Below are 14,115 nucleotides of genomic sequence, written 5' to 3'. Positions count from 1 at the left end.
ATTAATCAAGGTTAATGGTGAATGATGTGAATTTGAAGCAGTACCCATCTATTGGGCAATCAGTACATTGGTTATTTGAGCAGTTGAACCCGATGTCATAGGCCCCCTTCTCAGCAGCTATTGGGTCACTGCTCCTCCTAATGGTTTTAACTGCAATAACCCTAGCCACCTTATAAGGTATCTTAACCTCACCCTTACTTAAATTAACGTACAGTGTCTTAACCCTATTATCATCTATAAGCACAAGGTAAGCCCCACTCCTTATCACCGCTGAGGCAGTATACATGTCACCAATGGGTATGTATAATTTATTCTGACCCCTCAACATTACCTTAAGTGCCAACGGCGCCCCGGATTCATGGGCAATCCACCTTATCATTATCCTAACACTCTTATTCCTATGAGCCGTGGAGTAGGGGGTCATGAAGTTCCTTATGAAGTTCTCCAGGTTAATGTAACTTCTAATGACTGCGAACTCCTTAGCTAAACCACCCCTCCTTGCAACTGCCCTTAGGCTTAGGGCATAGTTCTTAACGGCATCATTAACCTGCCGGAATTCAGCCTCCCCATAATTCTTAACGAACTCCTCAGCTAACTTAACCCCATTATCCTTAACAGGATTATTAATGAACTTAACCATGTAATCAGCAACACCACTTATTGAATCATAGAACTTAGTAACCCTAACAACCCTAATTGATGAAAGTATTGATGCGGTTAACGTAAGATACCTAGCCAAGTTCTCCACGCCATCAATGGATAAGTAATTCCTCAAACCCTCCCCGAAGGTTATCTTACCCCTTCTATACTTATCAATGAAGTTCATGTAGAAGACCTTAACCCTATCAGCCGTGTTAGCTAAGTCCTTGTTAAGTGTCTTGAAGACTGGTTCAACCACTAATTGACCATGCCTAGTAATCTCGCTAAGAGCCTCCTCGCCCAGTCTCCTTAATTCACTAACGCTTAATGTTGAAGACACCTTAACCATATGGTGAGTAGGCTTAATAAACCATTTCTTAACTTAAAAGCAACTAGTAATTAAGTGGTAGGCAATCACATTTAATGCCTACGTCACTCAGTTTGAAGCCGTACTTAACCTCAGTGTAATGGGCCTTAAACTCCTTAACCTCACCCTTAACTGAGCTTGGTTCCTTACCATCAATCAGTATCGCTTTCATGAATGCAGCAATCTCAGCCATTTCCTGAGTACCCATACCCACCCTGGTCATTTCCTGAACACCCATCCTAATGCCACTAGGCCTCACTGCGCTCCTATCCCAGGGTAGCATATTCTTGTTAACGATTATTCCACCATCCTCAAGCAGTTGAGCAACCTTAGCTCCACCACCGAATTTAGAGGCATCGAAGACAACTTGATGAGTCTCAGTGAAGCCCCTAGCCTCAGCCACCACTGGTATACCGTACTTGCTTAACTCCTCAGCCAGTTTCTTCGCATTTAACCTTACTTGGTAGGCGTAGGATTCACCGAATGTCATCATTTCAATAGCCGTTATCGCGGTGGAGGCGTACCTATGCAGGTGGTAGTTTGATGTTAACTGTGGGAAGACTGCTCTCTGAATGTTCTTGAAGATAGACTCATTATTAGTGAATATTACACCACCTTGAGGCCCTGGGAAGGTCTTATGTGTTGAGGATGTCATTAAGTCTGCACCCTCATTAAGTGAATTGGGGAATTGACCACCAGCTATCAACCCGAGTACGTGAGCTGAATCATGCATTAAGTAGGCCCCATTCTCATGAGCCACCTGGGCAAGCTCCTTAACTGGGTGCGGGAATAGGTAAAGTGACGCACCCAGTATGACTAATTGAGGCTTCTCCTCCCTAATGACCTTTACCGCTGAGTCAACGTTAATGCTGAAGTTCTCCTCATCACAAGGTAGGTGAATTACCTTAATCCCAAATGCCCCTGGGGCACCAACTTCATCATGACTAATATGCCCACCACACTGCCTTGGCACTGCAGCAATCTTACCACCCTTAGCTAACGTTAAGTAAACAGCCATGTTAGCCACCGTGCCTGAAATAGGCCTTACATCAACATAGCTTGCGTGGAATAGTTTAGACATGAGATCAACTAAATACGCCTCAATTTCATCAACATACTTAACACCTTGATAATACCTATTACCTATAGTGCCCTCTGCGTACCTACCCATCATGTCGTTTATGTAGAAGTACTCAGCCAGGGGTGACATAACGTTTTCACTTGGTATAAGGTTTATGGTCTCCTTCCTCCTCCACGTATTATGACTATTTATTATATCCTTTACCCTATTTACCGCATTAATGGCGTCACTTAGATTCATTAGCTTAACCTAATAACCCAGAATTATAAATTTATCCGCCAACTACATTTAGCATAATGCTTATATTACGAAGAATCAAGGCTTCTCAACCACTGTACATGAGTAAAGCATTAATAGTATATTCACCATGAGGTAATTACAGTTTAATTAGCGGCATATTAAAGTCTTCCGTGGACATGAGGATACTCTTATATATTGCAGCATAGTTCATTAACCATGGTTAAGACCGCCTTAGTGATTGGTGGTGGCCATAATGGGTTAATGGCTGCTGTAACGCTTAGGGAGAGTGGATTCAATGTTACATTAATTGAGGCTAGGGGTAAGGTTGGTGGTATGGCTGATACTGAAACCATTATGGGTGTGAAGGTTAGTAGGGCTTCATACGTACTAGGTCTAATGCCTAAGCGATTCGTGGATAAATTCAACATACCCGTGATTAGGCAGGATCCATTTCAAGTAGTTTACATTGACGGTAGGCTAATACCCTTCTGGAGGGATAGGGATAAGAGGGTTGAGGCGTTGGTTAAGGCTGGTGAAGTTAAGTTCCCTGAATTCGAGGATAAGTTGCTTAAATTCAAGGAGTTAATGGAGAGTAAGTTCACGTTCGTTAATGAACCACCCTCAGTGAGTGAGATTAGGGATGAGGCTGTTAAGCTTGGTGTTGAGGAGTTTATTGAGGAATCATGCAGTAGAGTACTGAGTGAATACTTATCCCCAGACCTCCACTACACCTTCATGTACCCGGGTATGGAGAATTCCCCAGCATACCTAATAGCCTACTTCTACTCACCTGACTGGTCCTTTGTGAAAGGAGGTATGGGTACTGTGGGTGATGTAATGTTGAAGTATGCCTTAAGCATCGGCGTTAATATACGCCTAGGGGTTAGGGTTAATGGATTAGAGTTTAAGGGAGACATAGTGACTGGCGTTGCCACGAATGTAGGTGTCTTAAAGGGTGATGTAATTGTCTCCTCAGTTAGCCCAATACTGCTTGATCAATGGATTAAGGGTAGGGGGAGTGGTTGGCGTATACCTAGGCCTGGTTGGAGGAAGTATAATATCGTGCTTAAGGATTACCCAAGAATCCCCCCTGAATTAAGGCCCTACGCTCACTCAATAATAGATACTGATGCTGGGGAATTGGTGATACCATCAATACTTGATGAAACTAGGGGTGGGGTTGTTTTAGAGTTTATGGGTGACTTAGGCTCATTACTAGACATGATGCCTGACATCCGTGAGAAGGCTCTGGTAATAGATGAGTTAACACCCAGGGATGCTGAGGTTACGTATAATGTACCTAATGGTGACGTTAATCATATACCAATGAGGACACCATATGTGCTTAATGGGAGGCCAGGGTACAGGACCCAGTTCCTTAACCTATTCCAGGGGAGTGCCGGTAATTACCCAGGTGGACAGGTAACTGGTGTACCAGGTTATAATGCAGCTAAGTTAGCTGCCGGCGCTTATTCAGCATAGGCAGTGGTTGTGTTAATTCTGCGAATTAATTATAATAAATTTAATATTATAGGTTTAGGTTCTTAACTTAATGCATGATTAATTACTACATTATATAAACGCTAATTATGGTTAAGTAGCGTATAATGCTGGGGCAAAGGTTTAAATATAGCGGTTATGTAGTAGAATCAGTGTTAAACATGAGCGTGGAGAGTCAGGTTAAGGCTCACATAAAGGGATTAATAAATAGACTTGATGGCTGGTTAATAAGCCAAAGGAAACTAATAGATGATTTACAGAAGTACGCAGACTACGTTAAGAGCCAGGATAGGTACACTTTACTGCTCTCGGCTCAGGCCATGATATACTACATAGAGCGTACCGCTAAGGACTTTGAGTCATGGTTAAACAACCCCCTCATAACCTCAATAATGACGCCGGATATGTTGAAGGAACTTGAGGCTAAGCTGCGTGAACTGGCTGTTAACTTCATAAAGATTGACCTTGAGCACACTGGGCAGTACCTTGACTTACTGAAGAAGTATGATGCGGCTGGTGAGGTACCGGAGATACTGAGACTGTACTTTGAGCATAGGATTGGTGGCGCACAGGAGGGTGGGCAGCAGAGGGGAGGGGAGGAGATGCCTAGGTTCCTGTGATTAAGTAGGCATGTTTTTAATGAATACTTAGTCTGAGTGAAAACTTGATTAAAATTAATTAAGTTTTAGATTATTCCTTACCTTACTCACTTCAAAATCAACCCTAACCTTATACACCCTGGGTGCATACTCCCTGACAACCCTCTCATTAATTATCCTGCAGTCAACATTAGCATTACTGCAGTGCCTCATGACAATCTCCTCAGCGTCCTTAAAGGGATTCTCCTCTGGGCCAGTGTGATAGAAGTTCACCACACCTCCATTAGCCACGCATCCTATTGCATCATGCAGGTATTGGTGAGCACCCAGGGGTAGGGTCATTATTACTCTATGGAATCTATCCCTCATTCTCTCACAGAAGGCTGAGGCATCGTACTCAATGGGCACTACCTTACCCCTAGCCTTATTTAGCTTCACGTTGATTTCAGCGTACTTAATGGCCTCAGGGTTTATTTCAACAGCATATATTATGCGTACCGTGGGTTTATGTTTAAGTATTATGAATGCGTATGGCGCTATCCCAGCGAATAAGTAGGCTATTACCTCATTATCCTTAACCCTTGATGCTAAATCAAGCCTATCATACTGATCCCTAGGGGAGAAGAATACCTTAGTTGGATCAAGCATTAACCTAACCCCAGATTCAACGTGAATAACCTCAGTGAGGTCACCGATTAACTTCTCGTAATTGTATAGCCTAAATTCACCACTCCTAGGCCCAATCCTCCTTAACACTGCCTTAACATTCCTACTATTCCTAATTATCGCCTTAGCTATCTCGTACTTATAATCCTCTAGTTCACTGGGTATTTCAATAATGGCCACTGCCCCGGATCTAGATCCAATTATGTCGAAACCGGAGGGTACTAGGTTTAGTAAATCCTGAGGTATAACGCTCTTTAACTCATCCTTAAGCTTCATTTAACCGGTATTTGTGTTAATAGTTAAAAACTAATCACTGTACGGTTTAATTAATGTCCAAGCTTCTTGAGATTAGGGGGATACAGGAGTATAGGACTGTTAGGGAGGTTAAGGGGCCTTTAATAGTTATTGAGAGGACTAAGGGGATATCCTACGGTGAAATGGGTGTTGTAACTGGGCCTGATGGTGAACCCAGGCTTATTCAAGTCATAGAGGTTGGACCTGACTACGCCATAGCCCAAGTCCTAACGGGCACATTAGGCTTACCGGCAAGTGGCTCAACGGTTAGATTCTATGGAACCACCCTAAGGCTTCCGGTATCAGAGGATTTACTGGGTAGGATAATTAGCGGTAGGGGTGTGCCTAGGGATTCATTATCAATGCCTCCCGCGGAGGATTTCCTTGATGTTAACGGTGAACCACTTAACCCATACGCCAGGGATTACCCGGAGGAACCCATTGAGACCGGTGTTAGTGCAATAGATGGACTCTACACCATGGTTAGGGGGCAGAAGTTACCCATATTCTCAGGCACTGGACTGCCCCATAATATGCTTGCAGCCCAAGTTGCTAGACAAGCCACGGTTAGGGGTAGTGAGGAGGAGTTCGCAATAGTCTTCGCGGCCATTGGGCTTAGGACCGAGGAGGCTTTATTCTTCATTGATGAGTTCAGGAGGACTGGTGCCTTGAGGAGGCTGGTACTGGTAATGAACCTGGCCAGTGACCCAATAGCTGAGAGGATACTCACGCCTAGGGTTGCCTTAACCATAGCCGAGTACTTGGCTTGGCAAAGGGATTACCATGTGTTAGTTATTCTAAGTGACATGCTTAATTACGCTGAGGCACTTAGGGAGCTTTCATCAGCCAAGGGTGAATTACCCGGTAGGAGGGGTTACCCAGGCTACATGTACACTGATTTAGCCTCAATATTCGAGAGGGCTGGTAGGGCTAGGGGTAGGAAGGGTAGTGTTACTCAATTCCCAATATTAACAATGCCTCACGACGACATAACCCACCCAGTACCAGACTTAACAGGCTACATTACAGAGGGTCAATTAGTCCTATCAAGGTCAATGTGGGGTAAGGGTATTTACCCACCGTTCGATGTTTTAATGAGCCTATCAAGGCTTATGAAGGACGCCGTGGGTGAGGGGAAGACTAGGGATGATCATAAGTACGTGGCTAACCAATTAATATCAGCATACTCAAGGGCCCTTGACGTCAGGAACCTAGCAGTACTGGTTGGTGAGGGTAATTTAAGTTGGCGTGAAAGGAGGTACCTCAGGTTCGCTGATGAGTTTGAGAGGAGGTTCATAGCCCAGGGCTTCTATGAGAGGAGAACCTTCGAACAGACGCTGGATATAGCCTGGGATGCCTTAAGCATTCTCCCAGATGATGAATTCTCCAACATACCACCGGAGGTGTCTAAGAGGTATTATAGGGAGGGGGTGTTTAAGTCGATTAAGGATGAGGGGGTTAAGGCTTAAGCAAATTAACCAATAATACTTAAAACTTACTTGGAAACAATCCTGATTCAACCGAGGATTAACTTAAGGTGTTTTAATTAACCCATGCATCAACATTACATGATTTACATTGCTTTACTCATAATTTAGGACTCATTTTAATGAGTGAGCTTAAGTTAATTATGGGTAATTTCAAGCAAGTGTTTAAATCACTATTGATTAAGCTTAACTCCTATTGAACTTGCCCACCTTGACCTGCAGCAAGCACTTGCTTAACCTTATTCTCCAACTCACTTATCTGCTTCCTAAGCATATTCTCCTGCTTTACAAGGGATTGAAGATGAAGGTCCAGTAACTCCTTCCTCTGGTTAAGGTCCTGTATAGCCTCATCCCTAGTGGTTGAAAGTAGGAAGGTTCCCACAACCTTATACACCTTCGAGTCCTGTGGAAGCTTATTCAACTCATTAAGGGCCTTATCCACATTCCTCAACTCACCCTCATACTGCTGCTTCCTAAGCAGCACTGCCTGAAGCTGATCCTCCAACTGCCTTAACCTATCCAAGTCATTCCTAACCGCTGGCGGAATCTCAGTGGCCATAATTGCCTAAGATTACTTGACTAAAAATGCTTTTCGCAGCATCCCCAGCAAGGCAATTAAATAATACTGTATTCCAGCCACTGATTCACTATTTACTGTTTTAAGTTAAGGCAACGTGAATTCCGCCTCACTCTTTCAAAGGGTGTGCTCCTTTCCCCTTAATTCTAGTTAAGTGGATTTGCGAACGCTTAAAAAGCATAGGCTCCATGTCTAGGTATGAAGCTGCTTTTCCTGGTACTGGATGGAGCCGCCGATAGGCCTAATGAGAGGGGTGAGACTCCGTTATCCATGGCTAAGAAGCCTAACTTAGACTCACTGGCTGTTCAAGGAGCCTTAGGCTTACACTACCCATTAGGAGTAGGCAAGGCTCCTGAGAGTGATGCAGCCGTATTATCCATACTTGGTTACGACCCAGATAAATACTATACAGGTAGGGGTCCCCTTGAGGCCCTTGGGGTTGGTTACAGGGTTAAGGAGGGTTATGAGGTTGCCTTTAGGGCTAATTTCGCCACCATTAATCCTGAATCAAGGATTATCCTTGATAGGAGGGTTGGTAGGAGTCTTGAATCCTGGGAGGCCCAGGAATTAGCTAAGGCAGTGGATGGTATTGAACTCGGGGGTGGCTTAGGGTATGCTAGGGTTATGGCAACCATTGGTCATAGGGCTGTGGTGATTATTGGTGTTAAGTCAGGGCGCCTCAGTGGGGATGTTACCAATAATGACCCAGCCTACGTTAGGGTTGGTAAGGTATCCGTTGCTGTACCGAATCCTGATAATAAGTTAGCCCAGATAAGGCCCTTAAACCCACAGGATGAGGCGTCTTCATTAACGGCTAGGTTAGCTAATGAATTTGTTGATAAGGTAATAAGCATACTTAAGGATCACCCATTAAATAAGGAGAGGGCTAGGAAGGGTTTGCTTCAGGCTAACGTAATACTAATGAGGGATGCCGGTGACTCATTACCTAAGGTAACACCAATAAACCAACTATATGGGCTTAAATTCGGTGCAGTGGCTGAGATGCCGGTGGAGAGGGGTATTGCTAGGGCGCTTGGAATGGATATTGAGGAGGTTAAGCTCTACAACGCCCCTAAGGATGAGGTTCTTAGTGAACGCTTTGAAGCCACAATGAGGCTTCTGGAGAGGGTTGATGTAGCCTACGTTCACTTAAAGGGACCTGATGAACCGGGTCATGACGGTGACTTGAAGGGTAAGGTTAAGGCTATAGAGGATATTGATGAGTACTACGTGGCTAGGTTAATTAAGGGTAATTGGGATGGTTCAATACTGGTTACCAGTGATCATGCAACCCCGTGGTCCCTGAAGGCGCATAGCGATGACCCAGTGCCGATAATGTTGAAGTCAAGTAGGGTTAAGGCGGATGGCTTAACGTTTAATGAGGTTAACGCCAGTAAGGGTAGCTTAGGTAGGTTTGAGTACGGTTGGTTAATAATGAGTAGGGTTAAGGGGCTGGTTTTCTAGCCCTTAATTAATGCATGAGCATTAACAAGGCTTATAAATTCACCTACAGGTACTTAACGTGCTGAAGTGATGATGGAGGAGTTGGAGTTACTTGAGGCTAAGTACCAGGGTACAGTGGCTAGGAGTAGGGAGGCTCTTGAGCTTGACTTCAGTATTAGGTATGGTGATAGAATGAGCCATATGCTTAATGAGGCCCTTAAAGTGTATTCCCTAGACCTCGACAGCAAGGTTAAGGTTAGGAGAACCATAGTTGATGAAATGGAGTATAGGGTTGAGGGTCTCATTAAGGCTAGGTTAAGTTCCTTGAACCTAAGCCTTAACCCAATATTAATAACCTGGTACTACATTGGTAATGGTGAACGCATAGATAGGCTTAGGGTACTCTTAAGCCTGGCTGGTTATGAAGTAAGCATTAATGATTACGTTAAGGGTGGCTTCCTCATGAGGATTGATAAGTCAACAGTAGTAATACCTGAATACCTAGCAGGTTACTTATCCAAGGAGGATCCACCACAGCAGTTGGATTCATCATCAATAGTGTACGGTAATATTGATAACCCAATATACATGGTTACCCTGGAAACCATTGCAAGGAACCTTAAACCCATTGAAGGCTTCATAAGGGCCTTCTACGGTCAAGGTATTAGAGATACCTTAACCAGTGGTTTACTTAATCAAGTGGCTAGGCTTCATGGTGATGAAGTCCTAGTTAACCCATTAATGGATTTAAGAAGCCTTAGACTAGGGTTAGCTAGGGCTAAGAACACTAGGGCTAGGGTGATTAAGCATTCATTATCAATGTACGGTAAGTACATTTTCGATAAGGAGATATACTGCGGTGTCAACTACATGTTCACCTATAGTTCAAGGAGCCTAGTAGTCTACCTATGCCCCTGGACACCCCACTATAAGTCAATAATAAGTAAACACTATGGGGTAAGGAGCCTTATAGTACTGGGTGTTAGGTTTAGGGAAAGCATGATTGATTTCCTTAATTCGGAGAAGGGTGAAAGACCCGACTTATCTAAGGTAATGTTCATTACGTTTGATCAAGCCATGGGTGAAATACACGCAATATACCAGGGTGGAAGCGTAAGCTTAATGGATGATGTATTGGACCTTCTCTATGAATCAAACTACAGGATTACTGAGGTAACTTACTAGGTAAAACTTAGCAGTAATTTAATGCGTAACCCCTTCGTTTAAAGTACGTACTCAAATTCACTAAGCCCAAGCTTCCTTAATGTATCCCTAGTGGGCTTACCATTAACCCATCCCCTTAACTCATAGTACTTCTTAATACCCTCATCAAACATCCTTGAAGCTGTATGACCCTTAGCAGGTCCATCAGGTATTGGTTCCCTCATCCTAGGTGGTAACTCATCCTTAACCCACTTCCCCTCCCTAACCCAGAAGAGTCTCTCCATGTTAAATATGCGTTCACCAATGGTTAAAACATCATCAGGTGTTAAATCCCAGCCATAGGCGGCATTATATAGGTTAGCTATATCCTGCTCAGTGTTAACATTGGGTACGAGGTTCTCGAACTTACAGAAAATTGAGGAGTCAACCACTGCGAATAAGTCCTGGTTCCACTTAACCAACCTAGCTTGAAGATCAATACCGGCAGGTGAGTCATCGTGTGGATCAACCTTACCTGGCTTACCGAAGACAGTACTAAGTATCTCCCATGTAGGCGTGTAGGCCTCTAAATGATCCCCACCCCTATTTGCCGTATAGTAAGCAAGTGCAAAGCCCTTATGCGCCCTTGGGTCATATGCAGGTAATCCTTGTCCTCTAGCCCCAGTGAAGGTTTCAGGGGCATTATACTTCATGGCAAGTCTATAATCACCCTCAGCCAACTCATCACCAATACCCTCCCTGTAGGCTATCTTGTAGGTTAAGTCAATGTAGGAGGCTGCATCGCTCCAATCCACATCAAGCTTAAGCTTACCCATTTTACTTAACTCAGTTGCAACAGCCAGTGTATTGCCTAGGCTTATAGTATCCATGCCTAATTCATTGGCAAGCTTCTCAAGCTTAAGGACAGGCTCAGCATTAGTTAAACCAATGTTAGGTCCCAGTGCCCAGGTATTCTCATACTCGTACTTAATTTTCTCACCAGGAACCTTAAATGGGCCGCTCTTAACCATTGTTATTTGAGTGCAGGCTATTGGGCAATTGAAGCAACCGTGGGTCTCCACAACGTACTTACTCTTAATTAACTCACCGCTAACATCATCAACATTCTTAATCAACCCGGTACCTGCGAAATTATAATGGGGTAGGCCTCCAACGGCTTGAACAAGATTCATGAGGACATTGGTACCGTAGGCGTGTAGAGCCTTAGTTGTATCATGTGTTACAAGTCTCTTCACAATCTCATTATTAACCTTCATGAATGCATTCTTATCAACCAATTCCCTATACAGATCCCTCGTCCCCCACACTAGTATGCCTTTAAGCCTCTTACTACCCATAACAGCCCCCACCCCACCACGTCCTGCGAATCTCTCATAGTCTGAGAACCTGATACCAGCGAACTTCACCAGGTTTTCACCAGCGGGGCCTATTACGGCTACACCGGCCTTAGTTTCATCAGGTGGGAATCCATTCTCAGTTAGGATTATTTTAGTGGCTGAGCCAGTCCACTTGCCCCAAATATGTTTAGCAGGCTTTAATGATGGTTCCCCATTCTTAACCACTAGGTAGACTGGTTCCTCAGCCTTACCCTCAATAATTATCCCATCGTAACCAGATCTCCTTAACCAGTAGGAGAAGTTGCCGCCGGCATTAGAGTGCGTGTAGACACCGTTCAACACGGACCTTGTGGTAACGTTAACCCTACTTGTGGATAAGGTGGCGACTCCACTGAGTGGGCCTGAGAAAATGTAAAGCTTATTACTGGGGTCAAGGGGGTCAATGCCCCTTGGTATCTCCTTAAAGGCGTAGTACGCCGCTAAACCCCTACCACCTAGGAATGATTTCAGTAAATCATCTTTAACAACCTCCTCATTAAAGGTCTCGGTTGATAAATTTACCCTGAGTATTCTGAAAATAGCCATAATAATAACTTTAGCTTTCTTCTTTTTAAATATTTCTATTATTTTAATTACTACTTATGATAATTTTTAACATTATATGAATTTATAAGAGCCCTCACTTACCCTGGTACTTGGGTTGCCTCTTCTCAAGGAATGCCTTAATCCCCTCCCTTGAGTCCTTTGTTGAGAATAGTAGGCCAAAGCCCATTGATTCAGCTGTGAGTACGCCTTCTAATGATCCTTCACCAGTCATGTTTAGGATTCCCTTAGCAACCATGAGGGTTATTGGTGGTTCCTCAGCTAGTTTAAGTGCAATGGCCTTAGTCTCATTCTCTAATTCACTAATTGGTACAACCCTATTAACAATACCTAGTTCCTCAGCCTCCCTTGCATTTAACCTAGCCCCGGTTAGGATTAGTTCCTTAGCCTTACCTAATCCAATTAACCTAACCAATCTCTTAGCGCCACCTGAGCCCGGTATTAGGCCTAGTGTAACTTCAGGTAACCCGAGCACAGCATCCTCTGAGGCTATTCTAAGATCACAGGCTAACGCTAATTCAAGCCCGCCTCCAAGGGCGTAGCCGTGGATCATGGCTATTACAGGCCTATTAAGCGTCTCCAGTTTATTGGTTAATTCCTGAAGCATCCTGCTTGTTAAATAAGCCTCAGTGGGCTCCTCCTCACTGAACATTGTTAAGTCAGCACCCGCTGAGAAGGCTTTACCAGCACCCCTGATTACAATAACCCTAACCCTATCGAATGGTTCAGCTTCCAGTCTATTGATTACTTCCATTAATTCACTAATCATTTTCCTATTTATTGCATTCAATTTCTCAGGCCTATTTAAGGTAATCCAAGCTATTGGTGGTTCAATGGTTAGTTTAATGGTTTCGTAACCCCCTCCACCGTACTGGTGGAATCCTGAACCAGCCTTAACCCCAATATTACCCTCAGCCACCATTTGCATTATTAATGGATCCACTTCAATGGTGCCGTACTTCTCCTTAAGCTTAATTAACTCAACCATGATGCCTCCGATACCGTAGGAGTCGGCGTACTCCAGTAGGCCCTTTGGGAAGCCGAAGCCTAGCTTAGTCACCGTATCCACGTCAACCGCGGACGCCACATTACTCCTAATTAACCAGGCAGCCTCATTAACAGCCAGGGCAATTAACCTAACTGGGTTAACTCCCTCCCCAGCCTCCTTAGGTACATTAACTCTACTATACTTCCCGACCTCAGGGTACTTGTAAAAGCCCTCCCCAGTCTTTAACCCAAGCTTACCCTCCTTAACCCTCTCATCAATTAACCCACAGCCACTGAACCTGAAGCCCCTGTTAACCATGGCCTTCAGTATTGAGTTAACCACGTCAATGCCTACGAAGTCGATTAACTCAAAGACACCCATCGGTAACCCCAGCTTAAACCTGGCTGCACTATCAATAGCCTCAATGGTTGCCTCATTACCAGTAACCATTAGGCAAGCTGCCTCAATAAGCCTCATGAATACTCTATTGGATATGAAGCCTGGTACATCCTTATTAACCACAACAGGCTCCTTACCAAGCCTCCTACCCAGTTCAACGGTTACGTTAACTGTCTCATCACTAGTCCTATCACCTCTAACAACCTCAATTAGTTTCATTAATACTGGTGGGTTGAAGAAGTGCATTCCAATGACTTTATCAGGTCTATTAGTCACTGAGGCTAATTCACTTATTGGTATTGATGATGTATTACTGGCCAGTATTGCATGAGGTGGAGCGTATTCACTAATCCTCCTGAAGATGCTGCTCTTAACGTTGAAGTCTTCAAAGACAGCCTCAATAATGAAGTCGGCATTCTTCACTGCATCCTCAAGTGATGTGGTTACACTTATCCTTGACATTACTTCACTAGGCTCCTCCTTTAACTGCCCCTTCCTATGAAGGTTATCTAGGCTCCACCTTATGTTATTAAGTGCCCTCTGAAGTATATCAAGTGTTAGATCATTTAAATGAACACTGAAGCCGCTTATTGCAGCAACCTCAGCTATCCCATGACCCATGGTTCCACTACCTATTACCGCTATTTCCCTCACTTGAAGATTAACCACAGTGCCTAAGCGTCTTCAGTGAATTATAAGTATTCCTCAGTACTTGTATTTATGCCTATAGC

Annotated in this window: 11 protein-coding genes; 5 read left to right on the top strand and 6 right to left on the bottom strand. The window is 44.0% G+C overall.

Annotated features, from left to right (window positions below):
- Nucleotide 1 precedes the first annotated feature (1 nt).
- Nucleotides 2-988 carry a hypothetical protein gene (locus CMAQ_RS01770; RefSeq protein ID WP_012185413.1) on the bottom strand — a complete coding sequence of 329 codons (987 nt, stop codon included), beginning with the start codon at nt 986-988 and terminating at the stop codon, nt 2-4.
- 43 nt (nt 989-1,031) lie between these two features.
- Nucleotides 1,032-2,327 (bottom strand): serine hydroxymethyltransferase, encoded by a 1,296-nt coding sequence (glyA, locus tag CMAQ_RS01765; protein ID WP_012185412.1) that lies wholly within the window; start codon nt 2,325-2,327, stop codon nt 1,032-1,034.
- 216 nt (nt 2,328-2,543) lie between these two features.
- Here glyA and CMAQ_RS01760 point away from each other — a divergent pair, with 216 nt between their 5' ends.
- Nucleotides 2,544-3,809, top strand: a complete 1,266-nt coding sequence (locus tag CMAQ_RS01760) for a phytoene desaturase family protein (protein ID WP_012185411.1) — start codon at nt 2,544-2,546, stop codon at nt 3,807-3,809.
- 179 nt (nt 3,810-3,988) lie between these two features.
- Entirely contained in the window at nt 3,989-4,447 is a 459-nt protein-coding gene (locus CMAQ_RS01755; protein WP_048062862.1) for a DUF2153 family protein, read from the top strand.
- Nucleotides 4,448-4,501: 54 nt separating this feature from the next.
- Here CMAQ_RS01755 and CMAQ_RS01750 read toward each other — a convergent pair whose 3' ends face one another.
- Nucleotides 4,502-5,368, bottom strand: a complete 867-nt coding sequence (locus CMAQ_RS01750; RefSeq protein ID WP_012185409.1) for a class I SAM-dependent methyltransferase — start codon at nt 5,366-5,368, stop codon at nt 4,502-4,504.
- Between the two features lie 53 nt (nt 5,369-5,421).
- Between CMAQ_RS01750 and CMAQ_RS01745 the strand changes: the two genes are divergently transcribed.
- Complete coding sequence (locus tag CMAQ_RS01745; RefSeq protein WP_012185408.1) at nt 5,422-6,855, top strand: V-type ATP synthase subunit B; 1,434 nt, start codon at nt 5,422-5,424, stop codon at nt 6,853-6,855.
- Between the two features lie 211 nt (nt 6,856-7,066).
- On the opposite strand, the gene CMAQ_RS01740 is transcribed toward CMAQ_RS01745, so the two are convergent.
- Complete coding sequence (locus CMAQ_RS01740) at nt 7,067-7,432, bottom strand: prefoldin subunit beta (protein ID WP_012185407.1); 366 nt, start codon at nt 7,430-7,432, stop codon at nt 7,067-7,069.
- 216 nt (nt 7,433-7,648) lie between these two features.
- Between CMAQ_RS01740 and CMAQ_RS01735 the strand changes: the two genes are divergently transcribed.
- Nucleotides 7,649-8,914, top strand: a complete 1,266-nt coding sequence (locus tag CMAQ_RS01735) for a BPG-independent phosphoglycerate mutase family protein (protein WP_012185406.1) — start codon at nt 7,649-7,651, stop codon at nt 8,912-8,914.
- Between the two features lie 66 nt (nt 8,915-8,980).
- Nucleotides 8,981-10,078, top strand: coding sequence for a hypothetical protein (locus CMAQ_RS01730; protein ID WP_156769812.1), 1,098 nt, complete (start codon nt 8,981-8,983; stop codon nt 10,076-10,078).
- A gap of 38 nt (nt 10,079-10,116) precedes the next feature.
- Here CMAQ_RS01730 and CMAQ_RS01725 read toward each other — a convergent pair whose 3' ends face one another.
- Together CMAQ_RS01725 and CMAQ_RS01720 are read right to left on the bottom strand one after the other, a co-directional pair.
- On the bottom strand, nt 10,117-11,979 hold the full coding sequence (locus CMAQ_RS01725) for an aldehyde ferredoxin oxidoreductase family protein (RefSeq protein WP_012185404.1): 1,863 nt from the start codon (nt 11,977-11,979) through the stop codon (nt 10,117-10,119).
- A 94-nt stretch (nt 11,980-12,073) separates the two neighbouring features.
- Entirely contained in the window at nt 12,074-14,053 is a 1,980-nt protein-coding gene (locus CMAQ_RS01720) for a 3-hydroxyacyl-CoA dehydrogenase/enoyl-CoA hydratase family protein (protein WP_012185403.1), read from the bottom strand.
- Nucleotides 14,054-14,115: the final 62 nt, after the last annotated feature.

Origin of the sequence: Caldivirga maquilingensis IC-167 (assembly GCF_000018305.1) — an archaeon.
Lineage (GTDB): Archaea > Thermoproteota > Thermoprotei > Thermoproteales > Thermocladiaceae > Caldivirga > Caldivirga maquilingensis.
Note: the sequence above shows the minus strand (reverse complement) of the source record. Positions and strands in the feature narration are given on the sequence as shown.

What these genes read in the sequence shown, in the direction of transcription:
- CMAQ_RS01770 (WP_012185413.1), bottom strand. Translation starts at nt 988, where the DNA reads ATGGTTAAGGTGTCTTCAACATTAAGCGTTAGTGAATTAAGGAGACTG.
- glyA (WP_012185412.1), bottom strand. Translation starts at nt 2,327, where the DNA reads ATGAATCTAAGTGACGCCATTAATGCGGTAAATAGGGTAAAGGATATA.
- CMAQ_RS01760 (WP_012185411.1), top strand. Translation starts at nt 2,544, where the DNA reads ATGGTTAAGACCGCCTTAGTGATTGGTGGTGGCCATAATGGGTTAATG.
- CMAQ_RS01755 (WP_048062862.1), top strand. Translation starts at nt 3,989, where the DNA reads ATGAGCGTGGAGAGTCAGGTTAAGGCTCACATAAAGGGATTAATAAAT.
- CMAQ_RS01750 (WP_012185409.1), bottom strand. Translation starts at nt 5,368, where the DNA reads ATGAAGCTTAAGGATGAGTTAAAGAGCGTTATACCTCAGGATTTACTA.
- CMAQ_RS01745 (WP_012185408.1), top strand. Translation starts at nt 5,422, where the DNA reads ATGTCCAAGCTTCTTGAGATTAGGGGGATACAGGAGTATAGGACTGTT.
- CMAQ_RS01740 (WP_012185407.1), bottom strand. Translation starts at nt 7,432, where the DNA reads ATGGCCACTGAGATTCCGCCAGCGGTTAGGAATGACTTGGATAGGTTA.
- CMAQ_RS01735 (WP_012185406.1), top strand. Translation starts at nt 7,649, where the DNA reads ATGAAGCTGCTTTTCCTGGTACTGGATGGAGCCGCCGATAGGCCTAAT.
- CMAQ_RS01725 (WP_012185404.1), bottom strand. Translation starts at nt 11,979, where the DNA reads ATGGCTATTTTCAGAATACTCAGGGTAAATTTATCAACCGAGACCTTT.